Source organism: Salinimicrobium sp. CAU 1759, assembly GCF_054482715.1.
This window is the reverse complement of sequence record NZ_JBTLRK010000001.1, coordinates 293,179-314,052: the sequence shown is the minus strand read 5'-3', so window position 1 is coordinate 314,052 and position 20,874 is coordinate 293,179. Positions and strand designations below refer to the sequence as shown.

Below are 20,874 nucleotides of genomic sequence, written 5' to 3'. Positions count from 1 at the left end.
ATCAGGGAATTGCAACTATCTGTACCGTTTCCCGGGTGGTTTGTTTCAAAAGGATCTTTTTTTCTCTTTCCAGCTCCTGCACCGCCTTTTCATCAAAGTGCCTTATGGTGTACAGAGAAACTCCGGTGTTGTAAGTGACCCTGAAAGTAGCCTTTAAATGACTTATCAACTTTTCTAAGTTATTAAATTTATTGTCAATGCATACTGAAAAGCTGATGGCCGAATTCTGTATGAGATCGACTTTGATCTGGTATTTATGGAATAAGCTGAAGATCTCGCTGATGTTCTTTTCAAGAATAAAAGAGAAATCCAGAGAAGATAAGGAAATTAGAACCTGATCTTTCTTGACTATAAAACATGGTATCTTCGGAAGGATAGGCTGCCCCTTTCTTACTGCCGTTCCGGGATTTGCAGGATTGAGGAAAGACTTGACAAAAAGCGGAATTTCCTTTCGCTGCAACGGCTGAAGGGTCTTGGGGTGAATGACCGAAGCCCCGTAAAATGCAAGTTCTATAGCCTCTTCATAGGATATATGTTCCAGTAACTGGTGGTCTTTAAAAACCCGCGGATCTGCATTCAGTACTCCCGGCACATCTTTCCAGATGGTCACGCTGTGGGCATTGAGGCAATAGGCGAAAATTCCGGCGGTATAATCACTTCCTTCCCTGCCCAGGGTAGTCGAAAAGTTGTTAGGATCTGCACCAATGAACCCCTGGGTGATGGTGAGATTTTCAGGATTTACTTTCAGCCTTATCTGCGCCTGAGTTTCCTCCCACTGTACCTGTGCATCACGGTAAGTGCTGTCTGTGCGAATGCAGAAACGGGCGTCTAAAAAGTCATTTTTGACACCTCTTGAAGATAAGTATTGGCTTACGATTGTGGTGGAAAGCAGCTCCCCGTAGATCACCACCTGATCATACACGAAGTCGTAGTTCGTAGAACGGTTGTGGTTCAGGAAATTCTCCAGTTCCTGAAACAATTCTCTCACAGCATTAAAAGCTGAATGCTCTTTATTTTCGAAGAGACCGAGCATGATCTCGCGGTGAAATTCTTTTACAGGTTGAAGAGCATCATTAAAATCGCCTTTTTGGAGGTAATCTTTTACAACTTCTTCCAGCGCATTTGTCGTCTTCCCCATGGCAGAAATGACCACAAGTTTTTCACCAATTCCCTCACCCTGCAGCACCCGAAGCACATTTTTCACCCCGTCGGCATCTTTTACAGATGCACCTCCAAACTTAAAGACTTTCATGAGTTTGTTTCCACATATTTAGTGATGCCATTCTCGTCCATTTGTACCGTATACCAGTCCTTAAGGATGTTAGCGCCGCTGCGATGGTAAAAGTCGATTGCGTGCTGATTCCAATCCAGCACCACCCACTCTACGCGTTTAAGACCTTGAGCTTTGGCATATTCGATCACCTTCCGGTAGAGGGCATTACCGAGTCCTGTTCCTCGTTTCTCTTCCCGAACGATGAGGTCTTCAAGGTGCAGTGTACGACCTTTCCAGGTGGAGAAGCGGTAGTAGACCAAAGCCATTCCTTCAATTTTTCCGTCGACTTCTGCAACAAAGACATTGAACAGGGGGTGCTCCCCAAAACCTTCTTTCTCGAGGGTTTCCACGGTGGTGATAACGGCATCGGGCTCTTTCTCAAAGGCTGCCAGTTCTTTAATAAGTTCCAGCACTGCCGGCATGTCTTCTTTTCGGGCGTCGCGAATAATTGTTTTCATTGCTGCGGTTTAGAGACAAAAATAGAGAATTGATTTTAAGATTAAATTACGAAAACGTTGTAGTGGCTTAATATTATTTGGTTTAGTTTTGTTGGGTAAAGCATACCTACTATTTCAATGGTCAAGAAAAATCAGACATTAGGCGAATTCATTATTGAAAATCAGGCAGAATTCGCTTACTCATCAGGAGAACTTTCAAGATTAATCAATTCCATAAGACTTGCAGCAAAAGTGGTGAACCACGAGGTCAATAAGGCCGGACTGGTTGATATTACAGGAGCTGCGGGTGAAACCAATGTGCAGGGGGAAGATCAGCAAAAGCTGGATGTATATGCAAATGAAAAGTTCATCCAAACCCTTACCAACAGGGAAATTGTCTGCGGAATTGCTTCCGAAGAGATGGAAGATTTCATCACCATTGCCGGACAAAATGGTGATCATAAGAACAAATATGTGGTTCTAATGGACCCTCTTGACGGCAGTTCCAACATTGACGTGAATGTTTCTGTAGGGACCATCTTCTCCATATACCGAAGAGTTAGTCCTATTGGCACTCCCGTGCAAATGGAAGATTTTCTGCAACCCGGGAATAAACAGGTAGCTGCCGGTTATATTGTTTACGGAACTTCAACCATGTTGGTCTACACCACCGGCCACGGTGTAAATGGTTTTACGCTCAACCCTGCCCTGGGTTCCTGGTACCTTTCGCACCCGGACATGAAATTTCCTGAAACCGGAAATATCTATTCGGTAAACGAAGGAAATTACATCCACTTTCCACGGGGAGTGAAGAACTACATTAAATATTGCCAGGAAGAAAAGGATAACAGGCCGTACACTTCGCGGTATATTGGTTCCCTGGTTTCAGATTTCCACCGGAACATGATCAAAGGCGGGATCTATTTTTATCCCACAACTTCAAGTGCACCAAAGGGAAAGCTAAGGCTGCTCTACGAATGTAATCCCATGGCATTTATTGCTGAACAAGCCGGCGGAAAGGCCAGTGACGGATTTAACCGAATCCTCGACATAGAACCAACCGAGCTGCATCAACGGGTGCCGTTCTTCTGTGGAAACACAGATATGGTAGAAAAAGTTGAAGAATTCATGGCAAAGGATCCTGAATAAGATCGGACTCCAAAAAAGAATTTCCGAAGGAAATTAAGTAAGTCTTGGCTCTTGGCTCTTGGCTCTTGGCTCTTGGCTCTTGGCTCTTGGCTCTTGGCTCTTGGCTCTTGGCTCTTGGCTCTTGGCTCTTGGCTCTTGCAGTGAAGCGGTCTACTTTTCCCTGTTCAGCAGATAGCGGTAATCTTCGAAACTCATTCCGCTAAAGATCTGCATAGAGCGTTTGATGATGCCTTGAGAAACTTCAGGAGAGAACCCCAGGCCAATGGCGTATTTCCGAAGTAGATCCTCTTCCTCCTCTTCAATATCGTGATCTGCATAAATGATCCTGAAAAGATCATAAAGTCGCTCCAGCCGCTTCTCCACAGAATTTGTAGGGTGAATAGGAAAGGAAGTTGGATTTTTCAGCACTTTCGAATACTCTTCTTCGCCAATGTCGAGTTTTCGTGCGAATCTTTTTAACTGCGCCTCTTCCCGCTCGTTAATAGGTCCATCTGCGGCTGCAAGATTGACAATAGCGGCGAAATGCCCAAGATTTCGAAGGTGCTCTCCGGTTCCAAAAAGATCTGAAAATGACATATAGCGATGTTTTACTCAAATATAGCAAATTGAACCCAGATTTTTTACGATTATAAAGGGTTTCCCCTGCCGGCCGGCAGGCGAGTGCTACAATGGCTAACCTGTCAAAAAAGGGGTTTTCAGTTCTAATTTTTTCCTAATGCCACAGCTGCCCTGTAGAAATATTCCTAACTTGAATTCATGCCACTCAAAAAGAGAAAAAATCCCCTGCTTTGCTTCAATGATAAAGGGATCTATTGCGAACCCGCGGGAGTATACCTTGATCCCTGGAAACCTGTTGATAAGGCGATCATTACTCACGGTCATGCCGATCATTCCCGCTGGGGCCATAAGCAATACATCACTCATCATACGAACGTTCCTATAATAAAACACCGTCTTGGGGAGATAGAAGTTTCAGGGAAGGAATACGGTGAGACCTTCACAATAAACAACGTAAAATTTTCCTTTTTCCCGGCAGGGCATATCATTGGTTCTTCCCAGGTGCGGGTGGAGCATAAAGGGGAAGTGTGGGTTTTCAGCGGAGATTACAAAACTGAAGATGACGGGCTGGCGGTGCCTTATGAACCGGTGAAGTGTGATGCTTTTATTACGGAATGCACGTTTGGGCTGCCGGCATTCAAATGGCTGTCGCAGGAGCAGGTGATGAATGACATAAACAGCTGGTGGCACCAAAATCAAGCTGAAGGCAAATCATCTGTTCTCTTCGGATATTCCCTCGGAAAAGCCCAACGGCTACTGAAGTTTTTAGATCCGTCGATAGGAAAGATCTTCACCCACGGGGCCATAGAGAATATGACCGAAGTGGTGCGGCCTTTCGCTGAACTTCCTGAAACCATCAGAATTACTAGAGAGACGAAAAAGGAAGATATCAAAGGCGGAATGGTATTAGCGCCGCCCAGCGCCCACGGCAGCACCTGGATAAGGAAAATGGTTCCCTTCGAAACGGGAATGGCCAGTGGCTGGATGGCTTTTAGAGGCGCCCGCCGCCGCAGAGCCGTCGACCGCGGATTTGTTTTATCAGATCACTGTGACTGGCAGGGACTTTTGTCGTCCATAAAAGCCACAGGTTGCGAAAGAGTGATCTGCACCCATGGATATTCCGAAATTTTCAGCCGCTTCCTCAACGAGCAGGGTTACGACGCCCGCACCGCCGATACGCAGTATGAAGGGGAGCTGGCAGAGATGAACTCCAAATCAGAGGATAGGGATGATGAGAACGAACAAGATTAGTACAGACCTCACAGGTTTTCAAAACCTGTGAGGTCTTGTAGAGGAATAGCTCCCTATCCTCAGGAGAGGGCGGGGGAGAGGATTATAAAAACTAAAAATAACCTGTAAAAGCTCCCTCCCTTGTTATAAGGGAGGGCCGGTACAAAAAATAAAATTTAAAATAATTAAGATGTTCCCTCCCCTGTTAGGGGAGGGTCAGGGAGGGGTCATGAACGAATTCGCAGCACTCATAAGAGAACTTGACAGCACCAACAAAACTACGGTGAAGGTGGCGGCATTGACGCGCTATTTTCAACGGGTGCCGAATAAAGACAAGGTGTGGGCAATCGCCATCCTCTCGCACCGCCGTCCGCCACGGCCGGTGAATACAACCTTGTTGCGCCAGTTTGCTGCGGAGCTGGCCAATATTCCGCTGTGGCTTTTTGAAGAATCCTATCACATTGTGGGAGATCTTGCTGAAACCATTGCTCTGGTCATTCCTCCGGCTGAAGATTCCAGTGAAAAAAGCCTCACCCAATACCTGGAGGAGATCATTGACCTGAAGTCGGCCACGGAAGCCGACAAAAAAGAATACCTGCACGAGAACTGGACAGCTTTGAATTACTACGAACGCTTCGTTTTTACAAAATTGATCACCGGAAGTTTTAGGATTGGGGTGAGTCAGAAGCTAATGACCCGTGCGCTTTCGAAGGCTACAGATATTGATGAAGATGTGCTGGCTTATAAGTTGATGGGAGACTGGGATCCGCAAAAGATCACCTTCCAAAAGCTCATTTTAGAGGAGAATGAAGAGGATTTTCTTTCTAAACCCTATCCGTTTTACCTCGCATACGCTATAGAAGGCGAACCCGGCGATCTGGGCGATCCTGCCGACTGGAGTGCTGAGCATAAATGGGATGGAATAAGATCTCAGGTGGTGATTCGGAACAGGGAGATTTTCGTGTGGAGCAGGGGAGAAGAACTCGTCACAGATAAATACCCTGAATTTTCCTCTTTTTTGGAGATCATCCCCGATGGTACGGTGATAGACGGAGAGATCCTCCCATTTCCGGAAGGAGATATCGGTACTTTTAACGATCTGCAAACCCGCATAGGCCGCAAAACAGTTTCTAAAGCCCTGCTGAAAAAGACTCCCGTGATCCTGAAGGCGTATGATATGTTGGAATGGGAGGGAAAAGACATCCGGACTTTGCCTTTTATGGAAAGAAGGAAGATCCTTGAAAAATTGCATGAGTCTGTCGCAACTGAAGAATCTCCTTTTCACCTTTCCAAAACAATATCCTTCAATAAATGGGAAGAGGCGACCGCAGAAAGGGAGCGGGCGCGGGAGGTGAAGAGTGAAGGTTTGATGCTAAAGCGCTGGGATTCTCCTTATCTCGTAGGAAGAAAAAAGGGAGACTGGTGGAAATGGAAGGTAGAGCCATTGACTGTTGATGCCGTGCTCACCTACGCCATGCGCGGCCACGGTCGGCGTTCAAATCTTTTTACAGATTATACATTCGCCCTCTGGCAGGAAGATGAGCTGGTGACCTTTGCCAAAGCCTACTCCGGATTAACAGATGCGGAATTCCGCCAGGTAGATGCCTGGATCAAAAGAAATACCCTCGAGCGATTCGGCCCGGTACGTTCCGTAAAGCCCGAGCTGGTTTTTGAGATCGCCTTCGAAGGCATAGCCGAATCCACCCGGCACAAAAGCGGAGTTGCAACAAGGTTTCCAAGGATATTGAGGTGGAGGAAGGACAAGAAGATAGAAGAAGCGAATACAATTGAAGAATTGAAGCAGTTGATTCCTAAGTGAGATCGTGCTGCGACGGACCACCCCGTCTGCCTTCGGCAGCCACCCCTCCTTGAAATAAGGAGGGGAGCTTTTCGGGAACAGCTTTGCTGTTCCCGTGGACAAAATGTGTGTATATCGAAATAGTAAAAAAGAAATAAAAACTATAAATAGTAGCACGAATAGCTCCTTCCCTTTTTAAGGGAACCTGCCTGCCGGCAGGCAGGGGTGGCTCCGCCGCAGGCGGAGACGGAAGGGTCCGTGCTGGAAACGGGAGCTTCTAAGAAGAATAAAGCTAATTATGAAAAAGAAAATCCACAACCGAAAACCCCTCGAACCCTACCGCAAAAAGCTCCGCCACTATGGCACCTCAGCCGAGGCCTACCTGTGGATGCATTTGCAGCAAAAGAAGCTTGAGGGAAGGAAGTTCAGGAGGCAACATAGTATTTTGAATTTTATTGTGGATTTCTACTGCTCAGAAGAAAGGCTGGTGATTGAAGTCGATGGCCAGTACCATATGAATCCCACAGCAGAGGAAAAAGATGCAGCCAGGACTAAAAAGCTGGAAGAATTAAATATGAAGGTGCTAAGGTTTGAGAACAGGAGTGTATTTGATAATTTGGAGTGGGTGCTGGAGGAGATAAAAATAAATTTCAAAAGCGGACCACCCCGTCTCCGCTCCCGCGGATCCACCCCTCCTTAAAATAAGGAGGGGAGCTTTTGGCTCCACCGTCGGTGGAGCTGGATAAGGAAACAATAGCTGGTGCTGCACTTGTGCAGCGAAACGGAAACTCAATTTGAAGCACCCTCAAAAGCTCCTTCCCTTGCTAAGGGAACCTGCCTGCCGGCAGGCAGGGGTGGATCCGGCGAAAAGCCGGAGACGGAAGGGTCCAACCGGAGACGAAATCATGAATAAAACCCAACTCATAAAACTTGCCAATGACTGGTTCAAATCCCGGTCCTGGAGATCTTTTGCTTTTCAAAAGGAGTCCTGGAAGGCATTTTTGGATGGTAAACATGGGCTCCTCAACGCACCTACAGGAAGCGGAAAAACCTACGCCCTCTGGATTCCTATTGTGCTCGATTACCTCAAGCAAAACCCGGATTATAAAACCAAACACAAACCCGGATTGAAAGCCATCTGGATCACGCCGCTGCGGGCACTTTCGGTAGAGATCGAGCAGGCGGCAAACCGGTTTGCACAGGAATTAGGAAGTCAGCTAACGGTGGGTATACGCACGGGGGATACCTCTCAAAAGTTACGTGCCGCCCAAAAGAAACAAATGCCCGACCTCCTTATCACCACACCCGAAAGTCTGCAGTTGTTGTTGTCCTCTAAAGGTTATGAGAAGACGTTCAAGGATCTGAACGCTATCGTCATTGACGAGTGGCACGAGCTGCTAGGAACCAAAAGGGGAGTACAGATCGAACTTGCACTTTCCCGATTAAAAACGGTCTCTCCAAAAATGAAGATCTGGGGCATCTCTGCTACCATTGGAAACCTTCAGGAAGCACGGGAGGTGCTGCTGGGACCTGGATCGGAGGCTTTTGAAAATTCAGTTTTGATACGTGCCGATATTAAAAAGAAGATCACAGTAAGATCTATTATTCCGGAGAAGATGGAGACTTTTCCCTGGCGGGGGCATTTAGGTCTGCACCTGATTGATGAGGTAGTGCCCATCATCCGGAAATCAAGAACCACTCTCCTCTTTACAAATACCCGTTCCCAATGCGAGATCTGGTTTCAGCGGATACTTCAGAAATACCCTGAATTTGCCGGGGAGCTGGCCATGCATCATGGGAGTATCAACAAAGAAACTCGCCTGTGGGTAGAGCAGGCGATAAGAGATGAGCAGTTAAAGGCGGTGGTGGCTACTTCCAGTCTGGATCTGGGGGTAGATTTCGCGCCGGTGGAGACCATCATACAAATAGGCGGACCAAAGGGTGTTGCCCGATTTCTTCAGAGGGCAGGACGAAGCGGCCACCAGCCGGGAAAGGAGAGTGTGATCTACTTTTTGCCTACACATGCCATGGAACTTATAGAAGCTTCAGCCTTACAAAAAGCAGTGAAGCATACGGTGGTGGAGGACAGGATTCCATACTTGAACTCCTTTGATGTTCTGGTTCAGTATCTCACCACCCTCGCAGTTTCCGACGGATTTCTTCCGAAGGATATTTTTCCTGAAGTCAAGTCTACTTTTTGCTACCAGGCGCTTTCCGAAGAGCAATGGGAATGGCTACTAAATTTCATCACGCAGGGGAGTCAGACGCTGCAGGCATATGACGAATATAAAAAGGTGGAGATCGAGGAGGACGGGCTGTTCAAAGTGAATAACCGGGCAATTGCAATGCGGCACCGACTACAGATCGGAACTATTGTGAGCGATGCGGTGTTGGCGGTAAAATTTCTGGGCGGCGGGTATATTGGTACTATTGAAGAATGGTTCATTTCTAAGCTCAATCCAGGGGATGTTTTCACCTTCGCGGGAAAGAACCTCGAGCTGTACCAGATCAAGAATATGCAGGTGATCGTGAAGAAGTCGAAGGTGAAGAATTCCCGCTTCCCCAGCTGGGCAGGTGGAAGGATGAGCTTTTCGGCACAAATGAGTGAGCTGCTCCGGGAGGAAATGTTCACTGCGGCTCTTGTCAGTTCGAGCGGAGTCGAGAACCCGGGCACCTCGGCTTCGCTCGGCACAGGCTCAGTCGAGAGCTCTACCGAACTTCAGGCCATGACCAATATCTTTAAAAGACAAAAAAAAGAATCCATTATTCCGAAAAAGAATGAATTCCTGATCGAAACCTTCAAAACCCGGGAAGGATATCACGCCATTTTTTATCCTTTTGAAGGCCGGTTTGTCCATGAAGCCATGGCCAGTCTGCTCGCCTACAGGATAAGTCTGCTGTCGCCCATTACTTTTTCACTGGCCTTTAATGACTACGGATTTGAATTACTGTCAGACCAGGAGATCGATATGCAGCAGGTCTTTGACAATGATCTTTTTTCCGCGGAATACCTTATGGACGACCTGCAGAAGAGTTTGAACGCCACCGAAATGGCAAGACGGAAATTTCGCGATATTGCGGTGATCTCCGGAATGGTCTTCACCGGCTTCCCGAATAAGATGATCAAAACAAAACATTTGCAGTCGAATTCCCAGCTGCTCTTTAGTGTGTTCAGGGATTACGAGCCGGACAATTTATTGTTTCAGCAGGCGTTTAGAGAAACATTCGAACATCAGTTGGAAGAAGGAAGATTAAGATTGGCCATGGAACGAATTTCGGAACAGAAATTGGTTTGGAAACAATGCAAAAAACCTACACCTTTTGCCTTTCCAATTATTACCGACAGGATGCGCGAAAAATTATCTTCAGAAAAACTGGAGGACCGAATCAAAAAAATGATGGCTCAATGGGGCGACCTGTAGCTTCAAAAATGACAAGAACACTTAGTCTTTATAACAACACTTTTATTCTTCATCCCACGGGCGCTATGTTTTGGGAGGAAGAAGACTTGCTGGTGATAAGTGATGTGCACCTTGGCAAGGTTTCGCATTTCCGGAAGTTTGGGAGTGCTGTACCACAAAAAGCAATAGCAGGGAATTTTCAAAAAATGGATGAAGTAATTGCCTTTTTTGAGCCCTCAAAAATTGCATTTTTGGGAGACCTTTTTCACAGCTCCCTTAATAAGGAATGGCTATTATTTGAAAATTGGCTGGGAAATATTTCTGCTGAAGTTATTCTGGTAGAAGGAAACCACGATATCATTTCTCCGCTGAAGTACGAAGCCCTGGGAGTCTTTCTTACTCCTGAAATCATCTTAAAAAATTTCCTCTTCACCCACCATCCGGAAGAAAGAGCCGGATATTTCAACTTTTCGGGACATATACATCCGGGAGTTAAGATCAACGGACTCGGCCGACAACAGCTAAAACTTTCCTGCTTCTTTAAATCCAAAGATCAATTGATCCTGCCCGCGTTTGGGGAGTTTACGGGAAAGCATATCCTCATTCCCCAGGGAGATGATGAGGTGTATGTGGTTACAAAGGAGGAAGTGATTTGTCTTAGTTAGAGAGCTGCGCTTCTGGAACCAAGAGGCAAGAGGCAAGACTTTTTCAAGAACCCCAAAATTGGGCTAAAGCCCTGTCATAATCCTGATCCTTTAACCATTGGCTGAAGCCAGTGGCAATTTATGAATTGCATCCGCCTTCAGGCGGAGGACCTTGGGAAAAAATGAATTTTTGAAAAGGTTAGGAGATTAATAGGAATTGCCTCCGCCTTCAGGCGGGGGATTAAAAGGATATATAAAAAGGGCTTTAGCTCAATTCTCAATCCTCAAATTTTTTGAAATTGTAATTCTTTACAAATTCTTCAGATTCCTCCTGAAATGATTTCTTCCTGTGATGCTCCTCCTGATTTTTAATATAATTTCTCACCCTCTCAAGATTGGATTCAGAAACAGAGATAGCAAAATAGTCATTCTGCCATTCAAATTTTTCAGCAGTTAATTTGTTCTTGTTGACCCAATGGGAAGATTCTCCTTTGATCAAATGGACCACCTTTTGAATACTTTGGTCAACTCCTAAAGAAACAAGGCAATGGCAATGATCTGCATATCCATTTACAAAGTCTACAAATATTCCTTTTGATCTGGCATTTTCTGCTATATGCTGCCACACTTTTTTTCGGAGCTCAGGAGAATTGAGATAGAGCATTCTGTTTTTGGTGCTCCAAACAAAATGGATGTAGACCTTTATGTGCGGCATGATAACTTGCTAATTGGCTGATGATGAATTTAATGAATTAATTTTAGACAAAAATATTGGGCTAAAGCCCTTTTGTACTTTTTATTTTTAATTCCCTGGCTGAAGCCAGGGGTAATTCATAGGATGGAGAAAATTTATTTGCAATGATGAGTTGCCTCCGCATGAAGGCAGAGGATCAGGAGAATTATTTCAAAGACTTTAGACAAATTTAGATTCTGTTATGGCAGGAAATTTTTAAACTGCTGCCTTGGAAATTTGGGCTAAAGCCCTTGTACATTTTTTATTTTTAATCCCCTGGCTGAAGCCAGGGGCAATTCATAGGTTGGAGAAAATTGATCAGTTGCAAATGCATAATTTGCCTCCGCCTTTAGGCGGAGGATCATAGGAATTGTGGCAAAGGGGCTTTAGCCCAAATGGTCGCTCTATAATCTTGGCTCTTGCCTCTTGTAGCACAGCGGTCTTGTTTCTTTTTTTAACTTCTGTTTAAAACTCCCCTCCTTTAAGCATTGAACTTTAAACTTTATCTTTGCCCCAAATTTTTAATTTTTGAGTAAATCTTCTATTGCCCAAAGCTTTGCACAGTCGGCTCAACAGCTGGAACTGGGGAAAGCCCTTGCCCTGTCGCGAACTCATGTTCAGCTAAAAGGCCTTGTCGGGTCGGCACTTTCCTTTGTAGTGGCCAATGCTTTTGAAGAAGCTGAAAAGCCCTTTCTGCTGATCTTCAATGATAAGGAGGAAGCTGCCTATTATCTCAATGACCTTGAGCAGCTGTTGGGTGACAAAAATGTGCTTTTTTACCCCGGAAGCTATCGCAGGCCTTACCAGCTGGAAGAAACCGATAATGCAAACGTGCTTCTTAGGGCAGAAGTTCTCAACCGCATTAATTCCCGGAAGAAACCTGCTTTAATAATTACTTACCCCGATGCCCTTTTTGAGAAGGTAGTAACGAGAAAGGAGCTGGAGAAAAATACGCTTAAGATCAAGGTTGGTGACGAACTTTCCATCGATTTTGTGAACGAAGTGATGTTCGAATACAAGTTCAAAAGAGTGGATTTTGTGACCGAACCAGGCGAGTTTTCGGTAAGAGGAGGAATCCTGGACGTGTTTTCGTTCAGTAATGATGAGCCTTACAGGATCGAATTTTTCGGCGATGAGGTGGAAAGCATTCGTACTTTCGATGTGGAGACGCAGCTGTCTACAGATCAGGTGAAGAAGATAACAGTGATCCCAAATGTGGAGCACAAGCGGCTTCAGGAGGTGCGGGAGAGTTTCCTGAAGTACATTTCAGATAAGACCATCATCTTCAGTCAGGATCCGGAATTGTTGTATTCAAGAATTGATAAACTCTTCAGCAAAGCTGTGGAAGCTTTCAAAGATCTTTCCGAAGAAATCAAGCACAACGAACCGGAAGAATTGTTCTGTAATTCGGCTCTTTTGAAGGAGCAGATGCAGGAGTATTCGCTGGTGGTAACCAACTCCAGCCAGACCCGGAAACAAGTTGAGGGTGACGCAGAGTTTCAGCAGATACAATTTAACACCAAGCCTCAGCCTTCTTTCAACAAGAATTTTGAACTGCTCATTCAGAATTTGCGGGAGAATACTGAGGGTGGTTATACCAACTATATTTTTTGTGTCAGCGAGCAGCAGGCCAAGCGTTTTCATGACATTTTTGACGATATGGAAGGCGGGGTGGACTACAAGACCGTGGTGCTTTCCATGTACCAGGGTTTTGTTGCCGAGGATCAAAAAATGGTGTGCTATACAGATCACCAGATCTTTGAGCGCTACCACAAATTCCATCTTAAAAACGGTTATGCCAAGAAGCAGGCGATCACGCTGAAGGAGCTTACTAATCTTGAAGTGGGCGATTATGTTACGCATATTGACCACGGAATTGGAAAATTCGGGGGGCTTCAAAAGATCGATGTTGAAGGTAAAAAGCAGGAGGCGATCAAGCTCATCTACGGCGAGCGTGATATCCTGTACCTGAGTATCCACTCGCTGCATAAGATCTCAAAATACAACGGCAAGGACGGGAAACCGCCCAAGATCTATAAACTGGGCAGCAACGCCTGGAAAAATCTGAAGCAAAAGACGAAGGCGCGAGTCAAGCACATTGCCTTCAATTTAATCGAATTATACGCCAAACGTAGACTGCAAAAAGGTTTTGCGTATGGTCCCGATTCCTATTTGCAACATGAGTTAGAGGCTTCCTTCCTTTACGAAGATACGCCCGATCAAAGCACCGCAACATCTGCCGTAAAAACAGATATGGAGAATGAACGGCCTATGGACCGCCTGGTGTGTGGGGATGTCGGCTTCGGAAAGACTGAGGTTGCGATAAGAGCCGCGTTTAAGGCTGTAGATAACGGGAAGCAAGTCGCAGTTCTGGTGCCGACGACCATTCTGGCATTTCAGCATTATAAGACCTTCACTGAACGCCTGAAGGATTTCCCTGTGACTGTGGATTATTTGAACCGTTTCAGAACTGCTAAAGAACGAAAGACTACTTTGGAAGAGCTGGAAAACGGGAAGGTGGATATTGTTATCGGGACCCATCAACTGGTGAATAAGGCTGTGAAATTCAAAGATCTCGGACTCCTGATTGTGGATGAAGAGCAGAAATTCGGAGTAGCTGTTAAGGATAAACTGAAAACCATTAAGGAAAATGTGGATACATTGACGTTGACAGCAACCCCAATTCCGCGTACGCTGCAGTTCAGTTTAATGGCTGCGAGGGATCTTTCTACCATTACTACTCCGCCGCCAAACAGGTACCCTATTGAGTCGCATGTGATAAGATTTTCAGAAGAAACCATTCGTGATGCCGTTTCCTATGAAATTCAGCGGGGAGGGCAGATTTTCTTTATCCATAACCGGGTGGAGAACATCAAGGAAGTCGCCGGAATGATTCAGCGGCTGGTTCCAGATGCAAAGATCGGGATCGGTCATGGGCAAATGGAAGGGAAGAAGCTGGAAACTTTAATGCTGAAGTTTATGAACGGAGAATTCGACGTGCTGGTTTCCACTACTATTGTGGAAAGCGGACTGGATGTGCCGAATGCCAATACTATTTTTATCAACAACGCTAATAACTTCGGACTTTCAGACCTGCACCAAATGAGGGGAAGGGTTGGCCGTAGCAACAAGAAGGCTTTCTGCTATTTCATAACTCCGCCATACTCTGCCATGACCGATGATGCCCGCAAGCGGATCACTGCATTAGAACAATTCAGCGAATTGGGCAGCGGCTTCAATATTGCCATGAAGGATCTTGAAATTCGCGGTGCAGGTGACCTTTTAGGAGGGGAACAATCAGGATTCATTAATGAGATCGGATTTGACACTTACCAGAAGATTCTGAATGAAGCCATAGAGGAACTGAAGGAAAACGAATTCAGGGATCTGTATCAGGAGCAGGAGACAGAGGATAAAGAATATGTGAAGGAAACGCAGATCGATACCGATTTTGAATTGCTGTTCCCGGATGATTATATCAACAATATTTCAGAAAGGCTGAACCTTTATACACAGCTTAACAACCTGAAAGCTGAAGAGGAACTTCAGAAATTTGAAGCCGAACTGGTGGACAGGTTTGGAGAACTTCCTGCAGAGGCGGAGGATCTTCTGAACAGCGTTCGCATCAAGTGGATCGCTTCGAAGATCGGACTTGAAAAAATCGTAATGAAACAGGGGAAACTTATCGGCTATTTCATTGCCGATCAGCAATCGCGATTCTACCAGAGCAAAGCTTTTACACGGGTGCTGCAATACGTGCAGACGCACCCTCAGAGCTGCACCATGAAAGAAAAGAATACCCGCAGCGGGTTGAGGTTGTTGCTGACTTTTGAAAAAGTGACTTCGGTGGATAAGGCGCTTAAAGTGCTGCAGCCGCTGGATGTGAAGGCGGAGGTTGAGGTGGAGGAAAAATAATACCTCTCAAAAATAATATTTTTGAGAGGTATTTAGTATGAATGCGGTCATTATAGGTTGTTGAACTGTTAAATCTCATCTTACCACTTTGACCAGTTACATATTAAGAAACCACTCTATTTTCCAGTTGTCATTCTCTTTTTGAAGTAGTATTAGAGAATTTGAGTAATCTGCTACAGAGCTTTGTTCGAGAAAGACTAAACTTAAATTCTTTTCTTTGTTAAATAATGGTTGGGATAATTTCAATTCAATATCATAACGATATTTAAGACAGTTTTCCACTTTGACCGAAAATTTTTCTTTTTCCCATTCAAATCCATTGGTAATTTGGCTTTTCATATACTCCAACTCTTTTTTGTTCATTATATTTTCAATAGGTACAGCACCGCCTGTAGGAGTCCATTCTTGAAAATTTGTGATCAATTCGAGGTCTATTGCATCGGTTAAAGGTTTCCCTTGCGTTGTTATTGAATTCAAGTTGTAGTCCAATGGTTTCGAGCATAAAACAAAATCCAAACCCTCATATTCATTAAGAACAGTTTCGACCACTTGATAAAGATCTTTGGATCCTGCAGTTTCTTTTTCAGCTCTACATGTAGAGAGGTTGAAAACCATAATTAAAACAAATATTTTCATAGTGTAAGAATTTAACAGGCTTTCTTTCCTGCAGGTGAAACTCCATTCACAGTCCTATTGTCTGTTTCAGCTGAAATTCTGTTTTTTATTCTATCTCTATCAGCTTGATTAGGCACAAGATTATTGAAAATTGTATTAGTCGTATTCGAATTATACAATCCTCCGTAGGCCAAATCTAAATAAAATGAATGAGGTAAGTTATATCCCAATTTTATTCCCATTTCTTGCAAGGCATTAGCTAAGATTGATCCGCAGCTTTAGAAGAGCTTTTTGTGCTGGATTGATTAAACAAAAGATCCAGAGCTTCTTTTTGAGAAACAGTTCCAGAGGAAAGATTTTGGGGTTCTATTTGAAAAATTTCTTCTTTTTGACATCCCGTCAAAATAATTGTAACAAAAATGAGCAGGTAAATTTTCTTCATATTATTATCTCTTTGAAGATTAATTAAAGACCTGCATTTAAGGTAGGGAGGCAGTGTCGTGATGCGACAAAAATGCAATAGATGAGGCAATTTGTTTTTTTTTTGAATTGTGCAAGAAAAAGATTACAAATTTTTTCTTATATGATAAAGGAACAAGAAAACCCGCAGCGGGTTGAGGTTGTTGCTTACGTTCGAGAAAGTCACTTCCGTAGATAAGGCGCTAAAGGTACTGCAGCCGCTGGATGTGAAGACGCAGGTAGAAGTGGAGGAAAATTAAACCTCTCAAAAATGACATTTTGAGAAGAGATTTTAAAAGACCTCACAGGTCTCAAAGACCTGTAAGGTCTCATTCTTAATTACTATCTAAATTCTCCCGCTCATTTGTGCCTTGAGTGGTGTTATGATACAACTTTTCCAATGGCACACTAGTTAGTCCGTGGACAACAGTAGATGCAGCTACAATAAGACTAGGAATGATCCATGCTTCTTCAAAATGGGCTTTGTCTTTTGAGATCATAGCATAATAAAGAGCAGCGACTCCAATTGGACCAAACCAGCCCATGATCAAGACGCTGTACAGCTTTTTTCGGTATTTGGGCATTACGGGCATAAGAAGTAATAAGGCGGGTAATCTTCTAAACAAAAGGATAGCAATTACAATCCAAACAGCCGTCCATCCCAATTCCTGCCACTCCTGCCAGGGAAGCATGAGGCCCAGGATGAAAAAAACCGGCACCGTAGTAAGACGTTCCATGGTTTCCTGAATTCTTTCTTCTTTAAGATCCTCGTTTGCTGTAATGTCCTTGGCAAATGCAAAACCACCGACAAAAACCGCAATTATCGGGTTCATCTTGAGGAGGTGAAATCCTCCAAGGAGGAGTAGCGCCACAGCTATGGAAAAGGAGAGCAGAGTTTTGGTGTTAAGATATCCGGCTTTATGGGTTTTTTTCATGAGAAGACCGCAGCTATAGCCAACAGCATAGGCGAGAATGGCGCAGAGGATACTTTGGTAAAGTAATATCTTTGTGAACCAATGGCCAAGATCCCCACCGCCCTCTGCACCCAATAAATAAAGAGCTAAAAAAACTATGGGATAGGCAAAACCGTCGTTTACTCCTGCTTCAAAAGAAAGGGTATCCCGCAGTTTGGCCGGCAAATATTTTTCGGCTTTTCTTCCGGTGACCAAGGTAGATGCAACCACGGGATCTGTGGGAGTCACTATGGCGCCAAGGAGGAGGCATTCAAAAATGGAAAATTCCGGAAGAAGAAAATAGAAGACTCCGCTGCCCAGCAACCACATTAAGATCATTCCAAAAATGACAAGATTGGAAAGGGAAGTGGCATTTTTTCGAAATAGGTGGCTGGGAAGTCTTAGAGCGGTCGCCATTAATGCCATGGCAATTGTGAACTGGCAGGCAAGTTCCAGGATCTGGAATTCAGTTTCAGCATCCGAGGATTTTATGACTTCCATTATATCGGGGCCAAGAATCACCCCCAATAACAGGGCAAGTAGTGGCTCGGTAACCGATATATTCTGGATCTTCTTAAAAAAAGCCCCTGCTAATATGATCAATAAACTAATGAAGAAAATGATGATCATCAAATCCATAAATCCTGTCTTTGCCGGTGTCTTTTAAAGATAAGAAGTACCTGCTCCTATTTCCTTAAGAATTCTTTAAATCTGTCGTCTCAATACCTGTTTTCATCGATCTGCAGCTTTAGAACCCTTAAAGTTCCCTTAAGAGTACGGGGCATTTTAATGCTTTCATTTATCTTGTATAGCAGCCATTTAAAAAAAATTACAGGAAGTACCTTTTAAATCTGAAGTCTAAAAATGAGACAACTTATTCTTAAAATTCCAAAAGGTAATAAAGAAGAAGTCTTTAAGGCCGTTGAAGAATTTGAAGGAAAGAATACCATTTTTCTTCCCAATGAAGTGCAGGATGTATTCATTCTTTTTTTGCCAAACAGAAAGGTAAATGATTTCCTGAAACGGATTGACGAATTTGAAGAACCCGAGATCAATTTAATTCCCAGGGGAGTGATCACCCTGTATCCCCCTGCGTCAGAATCTCCCGATCAGGTAGCCGATGTGCAGCCTAAGAGTCCGCTGGAAATTTATTTGGGAGGGATCCAAAGTGTTGGTTCTGTAAAAGGCTTGATCGGTTATTCCTTTGCGGCGGGAATTATTGTGTGGATAGGGTTGTATACCACAACTGTTTACCTGCTCGTAGCTGCAATGCTCGTAGCGCCTTTCGCAGGGCCCGCTATGAATGCGGCCCTGGCTACTGCAGCAGGAAAGATGCCGTTGCTCAAAAGCAGTCTTATGAGATACGGTCTTGCTATTGGGATTGGTATTATTGCAAGTTTGTTAATGACCCTCATTTTTCCTCTTAATACCCTTACCCCGCTAATGGTCGAGATTAGCCATGTGTCAAAAGTGGCAATTTTTCTGCCTCTTATTTCGGGATTTGCAGGGGCAATAAATATTATTCAGTCCGAAAGGGACAGCCTTGTGTCTGGAGCAGCAGTAGGGATTCTCGTTGCTGCTTCCCTTGCGCCTCCTGTCGGGTTGATTGGGGCGGGGCTCTATCTCATGGACTGGGAAGTGGTGTGGAGCAGTGTTTTTAGAGTCGTACTGCAGCTTCTGGGTATTCATTTTGCCGCCACCCTGGTTTTCTATTTCTTCGGAAAGGTTACACCTAGTGGTGTAAGGTTCTTAAAGGGAAATAAGATTCTTACCTATGTTACCAGTGCAATTGTATTACTGGGAATAGGTGGGATGATGTTCTGGCAATTCAGTCAACCTCCATTTCTGCGGAAAGCCAGCATGAATACCGAGCTCACTGAGGAACTTGATAAAAAACTTAATGAGCTCGACTATATCGAGGTAATAGCGAAGGATGTGAATTTTACAAATACAATGATCAAAGGTCATCCAACTGTGAGCTACAATGTCACCGTCCTTCCGAAGGATTCCACCTTATCTGAAGCTGTTTTGAAAAAAAGAATCATTGAACATCTAAAACAAAACCTTAGACAGCAGGGAGATAATATCTACGAGGTCTTTCAAATAAATGTAGCTGAAGATTAGAAAATAAGTCAAGATTAAAGCATGGATGATACTACTTTTTTATGGAATGGGATTCAGCCTATCATCAGGATCGTGATTGTGGGGGTGACTGCCTATCTTGCCATTGTACTTATTCTTAGAGTATCGGGTAAACGAACTTTGGCCAGTATGAGCGCCTTTGATTTTGTAATTGCAGTTGCGGTGGGCGCTGTCTTTGGTCGTACCCTTACCACAAAGAATTTATCCATTTCTGAAGCCCTTACCGCTTTTATACTTTTGGCGGTGCTTCAGTTCATCTTTGCCTATTTCGAAGGTAAATCTAAAACCTTTAAAAGGATCTTTAATACTACCCCAACGATTCTGTACTATAATGGACATTTTATTGAAAAGAATCTTCACAAGGAACGGCTTGATAAAAGCAAAGTCATTAGTGCCGCCAGGAAAAAAGGATTTGGGAGTATGGATGATGTTGCTGCTGTTATTCTCGAGATCGACGCTCAACTTTCGGTTATTGGAAAATCAAAAGAAGGAGAGTCTTCGACTTTCAGGATCTTTTAGATAAAAACGATCTTTAAAAATGTAGAAAAGCATCCTCTATATGCTCCAGCCTGGTACCGGCTTTGTTCTTGATGATCGCGACAATATCAAAACGCACTTCCACATCGAGCTTGTGTTCGTTCACAAAATGATCAATTGCCTTTACGAGCTGTTTGATCTGTTTTTTCTTCACAAAGTCCTGGGGATCTCCAAAGTCGGGGGTGCTGCGGGTCTTTACTTCCACAACCGCGAGAATATTGTCTTTGCGGGCAATGATATCGACTTCGGCTTTCTGAAAGATGAAATTTCGCGCCACGATCTCATAGCCGGTGGCCAGAAGATGGGCGACTGCCATTTCCTCACCACGTTTTCCTAATTCATTGTGCTGTGCCATAATCCTAAATATCCTTCCAAAAATGAGCTTCTAAAATGCCTTTTTTGGACCACCTGTTCCGGTGTTGTTAAACCGACTTCTATTCTTCAGGAGTTGGTCTCATTCTGAAGAATTATGGCTCTTACCTTCAAATCCAGGTTCATGATATCTTCGGGATCTGCTTCAATGATCTGGTCGCCGTAGAAACTTTGGGGAGGTGCGGCTACAGGTGCCAGGAAGACTCTAACATTAGAATCCTTCATTTTTCCATCTTTCCAGTCTACTGCACCACTGTAGTCCCAGCCAAATCCATAGAAATCTATAGGCCCACCATTGATCTTTTCAAGTTGGGCATAAGGAGTTCCTACTTGAATGCCTTCTTCGGTTTTCCAGCGGCCTTCATTTTCCACATAGATCTGGTGTGGTCTGTTCCGGGTCTTATCATCCCAAATAATAAGCAGCTCGTCATCTGTATTGGGATAGAGGATGCTATAGGCACGCTCCACTGTACCCTCTTCAAAAAGGTCAATTCCTTCAGATATTTCTGCTTCAGGGTAGATCTTCTGCAGGTCGTTCTTGCTGATCACTTTCGCCAGATTCTCCATTTGGAATTTTTCCGCAGAATCTGATGACATTTTTCGGCTTTTACATCCCGAAGTCAGAACTATAAGGGCAAGGATCAATAATTTTCTCATG

Annotated in this window: 18 protein-coding genes; 9 read left to right on the top strand and 9 right to left on the bottom strand. The window is 44.3% G+C overall.

From position 1 onward, the window contains the following. Nucleotide 1: 1 nt before the first annotated feature. Both ACXYMT_RS01405 and ACXYMT_RS01400 read right to left on the bottom strand, forming a co-directional pair. Nucleotides 2–1,252, bottom strand: a complete 1,251-nt coding sequence (locus ACXYMT_RS01405) for an aspartate kinase (protein WP_459057305.1) — start codon at nt 1,250–1,252, stop codon at nt 2–4. Beyond that, nucleotides 1,249–1,731 carry a GNAT family N-acetyltransferase gene (locus ACXYMT_RS01400; RefSeq protein ID WP_459057304.1) on the bottom strand — a complete coding sequence of 161 codons (483 nt, stop codon included), beginning with the start codon at nt 1,729–1,731 and terminating at the stop codon, nt 1,249–1,251. The genes ACXYMT_RS01405 and ACXYMT_RS01400 overlap by 4 nt, the downstream gene beginning before the upstream one ends. A gap of 117 nt (nt 1,732–1,848) precedes the next feature. Here ACXYMT_RS01400 and fbp point away from each other — a divergent pair, with 117 nt between their 5' ends. Further along, entirely contained in the window at nt 1,849–2,859 is a 1,011-nt protein-coding gene (fbp, locus tag ACXYMT_RS01395) for a class 1 fructose-bisphosphatase (RefSeq protein ID WP_459057303.1), read from the top strand. A 150-nt stretch (nt 2,860–3,009) separates the two neighbouring features. On the opposite strand, the gene ACXYMT_RS01390 is transcribed toward fbp, so the two are convergent. Beyond that, entirely contained in the window at nt 3,010–3,435 is a 426-nt protein-coding gene (locus tag ACXYMT_RS01390; RefSeq protein ID WP_459057302.1) for a tellurite resistance TerB family protein, read from the bottom strand. Between the two features lie 180 nt (nt 3,436–3,615). On the opposite strand from ACXYMT_RS01390, the gene ACXYMT_RS01385 reads away from it, so the two are divergent. The 5 genes from ACXYMT_RS01385 to pdeM all read left to right on the top strand — a co-directional run bounded on the left by ACXYMT_RS01385 (nt 3,616) and on the right by pdeM (nt 10,511). Further along, nucleotides 3,616–4,668 (top strand): ligase-associated DNA damage response exonuclease, encoded by a 1,053-nt coding sequence (locus tag ACXYMT_RS01385; RefSeq protein ID WP_459057301.1) that lies wholly within the window; start codon nt 3,616–3,618, stop codon nt 4,666–4,668. A 208-nt stretch (nt 4,669–4,876) separates the two neighbouring features. Beyond that, nucleotides 4,877–6,466, top strand: coding sequence for an ATP-dependent DNA ligase (locus ACXYMT_RS01380; protein ID WP_459059130.1), 1,590 nt, complete (start codon nt 4,877–4,879; stop codon nt 6,464–6,466). A gap of 277 nt (nt 6,467–6,743) precedes the next feature. Further along, the gene (locus tag ACXYMT_RS01375; RefSeq protein ID WP_459057300.1) at nt 6,744–7,145 is read left to right on the top strand and encodes an endonuclease domain-containing protein; all 402 of its coding nucleotides are present in this window, start codon (nt 6,744–6,746) and stop codon (nt 7,143–7,145) included. A gap of 205 nt (nt 7,146–7,350) precedes the next feature. Further along, nucleotides 7,351–9,867, top strand: coding sequence for a ligase-associated DNA damage response DEXH box helicase (locus ACXYMT_RS01370; RefSeq protein WP_459057299.1), 2,517 nt, complete (start codon nt 7,351–7,353; stop codon nt 9,865–9,867). Then, on the top strand, nt 9,852–10,511 hold the full coding sequence (gene pdeM / locus ACXYMT_RS01365; protein ID WP_459057298.1) for a ligase-associated DNA damage response endonuclease PdeM: 660 nt from the start codon (nt 9,852–9,854) through the stop codon (nt 10,509–10,511). Before ACXYMT_RS01370 ends, pdeM begins: the two co-directional genes overlap by 16 nt. 256 nt (nt 10,512–10,767) lie before the next feature. On the opposite strand, the gene tnpA is transcribed toward pdeM, so the two are convergent. Then, entirely contained in the window at nt 10,768–11,205 is a 438-nt protein-coding gene (tnpA, locus tag ACXYMT_RS01360; RefSeq protein WP_459057297.1) for an IS200/IS605 family transposase, read from the bottom strand. Nucleotides 11,206–11,751: 546 nt separating this feature from the next. On the opposite strand from tnpA, the gene mfd reads away from it, so the two are divergent. Beyond that, the gene (gene mfd, locus ACXYMT_RS01355) at nt 11,752–15,138 is read left to right on the top strand and encodes a transcription-repair coupling factor (RefSeq protein WP_459057296.1); all 3,387 of its coding nucleotides are present in this window, start codon (nt 11,752–11,754) and stop codon (nt 15,136–15,138) included. 96 nt (nt 15,139–15,234) lie between these two features. Here the strand turns inward: mfd and ACXYMT_RS01350 are convergent, their stop codons facing one another. The 3 genes from ACXYMT_RS01350 to ACXYMT_RS01340 form a co-directional block, all read right to left on the bottom strand. After that, entirely contained in the window at nt 15,235–15,774 is a 540-nt protein-coding gene (locus ACXYMT_RS01350) for a hypothetical protein (protein WP_459057295.1), read from the bottom strand. Between the two features lie 238 nt (nt 15,775–16,012). After that, the gene (locus tag ACXYMT_RS01345; protein ID WP_459057294.1) at nt 16,013–16,195 is read right to left on the bottom strand and encodes a hypothetical protein; all 183 of its coding nucleotides are present in this window, start codon (nt 16,193–16,195) and stop codon (nt 16,013–16,015) included. Between the two features lie 352 nt (nt 16,196–16,547). Beyond that, complete coding sequence (locus ACXYMT_RS01340; RefSeq protein ID WP_459057293.1) at nt 16,548–17,804, bottom strand: cation:proton antiporter; 1,257 nt, start codon at nt 17,802–17,804, stop codon at nt 16,548–16,550. A 225-nt stretch (nt 17,805–18,029) separates the two neighbouring features. Between ACXYMT_RS01340 and ACXYMT_RS01335 the strand changes: the two genes are divergently transcribed. Beyond that, a complete protein-coding gene (locus ACXYMT_RS01335; RefSeq protein WP_459057292.1) occupies nt 18,030–19,289 on the top strand; it encodes a DUF389 domain-containing protein in 1,260 nt (419 codons plus the stop codon). Nucleotides 19,290–19,310: 21 nt separating this feature from the next. Further along, on the top strand, nt 19,311–19,826 hold the full coding sequence (locus ACXYMT_RS01330) for a DUF421 domain-containing protein (protein WP_459057291.1): 516 nt from the start codon (nt 19,311–19,313) through the stop codon (nt 19,824–19,826). A 13-nt stretch (nt 19,827–19,839) separates the two neighbouring features. On the opposite strand, the gene ACXYMT_RS01325 is transcribed toward ACXYMT_RS01330, so the two are convergent. Both ACXYMT_RS01325 and ACXYMT_RS01320 read right to left on the bottom strand, forming a co-directional pair. Beyond that, on the bottom strand, nt 19,840–20,199 hold the full coding sequence (locus ACXYMT_RS01325) for a YraN family protein (RefSeq protein WP_459057290.1): 360 nt from the start codon (nt 20,197–20,199) through the stop codon (nt 19,840–19,842). Between the two features lie 86 nt (nt 20,200–20,285). Then, complete coding sequence (locus tag ACXYMT_RS01320) at nt 20,286–20,873, bottom strand: hypothetical protein (protein ID WP_459057289.1); 588 nt, start codon at nt 20,871–20,873, stop codon at nt 20,286–20,288. Nucleotide 20,874 lies beyond the last annotated feature (1 nt).

What these genes read in the sequence shown, in the direction of transcription:
- ACXYMT_RS01405 (WP_459057305.1), bottom strand. Translation starts at nt 1,252, where the DNA reads ATGAAAGTCTTTAAGTTTGGAGGTGCATCTGTAAAAGATGCCGACGGG.
- ACXYMT_RS01400 (WP_459057304.1), bottom strand. Translation starts at nt 1,731, where the DNA reads ATGAAAACAATTATTCGCGACGCCCGAAAAGAAGACATGCCGGCAGTG.
- fbp (WP_459057303.1), top strand. Translation starts at nt 1,849, where the DNA reads ATGGTCAAGAAAAATCAGACATTAGGCGAATTCATTATTGAAAATCAG.
- ACXYMT_RS01390 (WP_459057302.1), bottom strand. Translation starts at nt 3,435, where the DNA reads ATGTCATTTTCAGATCTTTTTGGAACCGGAGAGCACCTTCGAAATCTT.
- ACXYMT_RS01385 (WP_459057301.1), top strand. Translation starts at nt 3,616, where the DNA reads ATGCCACTCAAAAAGAGAAAAAATCCCCTGCTTTGCTTCAATGATAAA.
- ACXYMT_RS01380 (WP_459059130.1), top strand. Translation starts at nt 4,877, where the DNA reads ATGAACGAATTCGCAGCACTCATAAGAGAACTTGACAGCACCAACAAA.
- ACXYMT_RS01375 (WP_459057300.1), top strand. Translation starts at nt 6,744, where the DNA reads ATGAAAAAGAAAATCCACAACCGAAAACCCCTCGAACCCTACCGCAAA.
- ACXYMT_RS01370 (WP_459057299.1), top strand. Translation starts at nt 7,351, where the DNA reads ATGAATAAAACCCAACTCATAAAACTTGCCAATGACTGGTTCAAATCC.
- pdeM (WP_459057298.1), top strand. Translation starts at nt 9,852, where the DNA reads ATGGGGCGACCTGTAGCTTCAAAAATGACAAGAACACTTAGTCTTTAT.
- tnpA (WP_459057297.1), bottom strand. Translation starts at nt 11,205, where the DNA reads ATGCCGCACATAAAGGTCTACATCCATTTTGTTTGGAGCACCAAAAAC.
- ACXYMT_RS01350 (WP_459057295.1), bottom strand. Translation starts at nt 15,774, where the DNA reads ATGAAAATATTTGTTTTAATTATGGTTTTCAACCTCTCTACATGTAGA.
- ACXYMT_RS01345 (WP_459057294.1), bottom strand. Translation starts at nt 16,195, where the DNA reads ATGAAGAAAATTTACCTGCTCATTTTTGTTACAATTATTTTGACGGGA.
- ACXYMT_RS01340 (WP_459057293.1), bottom strand. Translation starts at nt 17,804, where the DNA reads ATGGATTTGATGATCATCATTTTCTTCATTAGTTTATTGATCATATTA.
- ACXYMT_RS01335 (WP_459057292.1), top strand. Translation starts at nt 18,030, where the DNA reads ATGAGACAACTTATTCTTAAAATTCCAAAAGGTAATAAAGAAGAAGTC.
- ACXYMT_RS01330 (WP_459057291.1), top strand. Translation starts at nt 19,311, where the DNA reads ATGGATGATACTACTTTTTTATGGAATGGGATTCAGCCTATCATCAGG.
- ACXYMT_RS01325 (WP_459057290.1), bottom strand. Translation starts at nt 20,199, where the DNA reads ATGGCACAGCACAATGAATTAGGAAAACGTGGTGAGGAAATGGCAGTC.
- ACXYMT_RS01320 (WP_459057289.1), bottom strand. Translation starts at nt 20,873, where the DNA reads ATGAGAAAATTATTGATCCTTGCCCTTATAGTTCTGACTTCGGGATGT.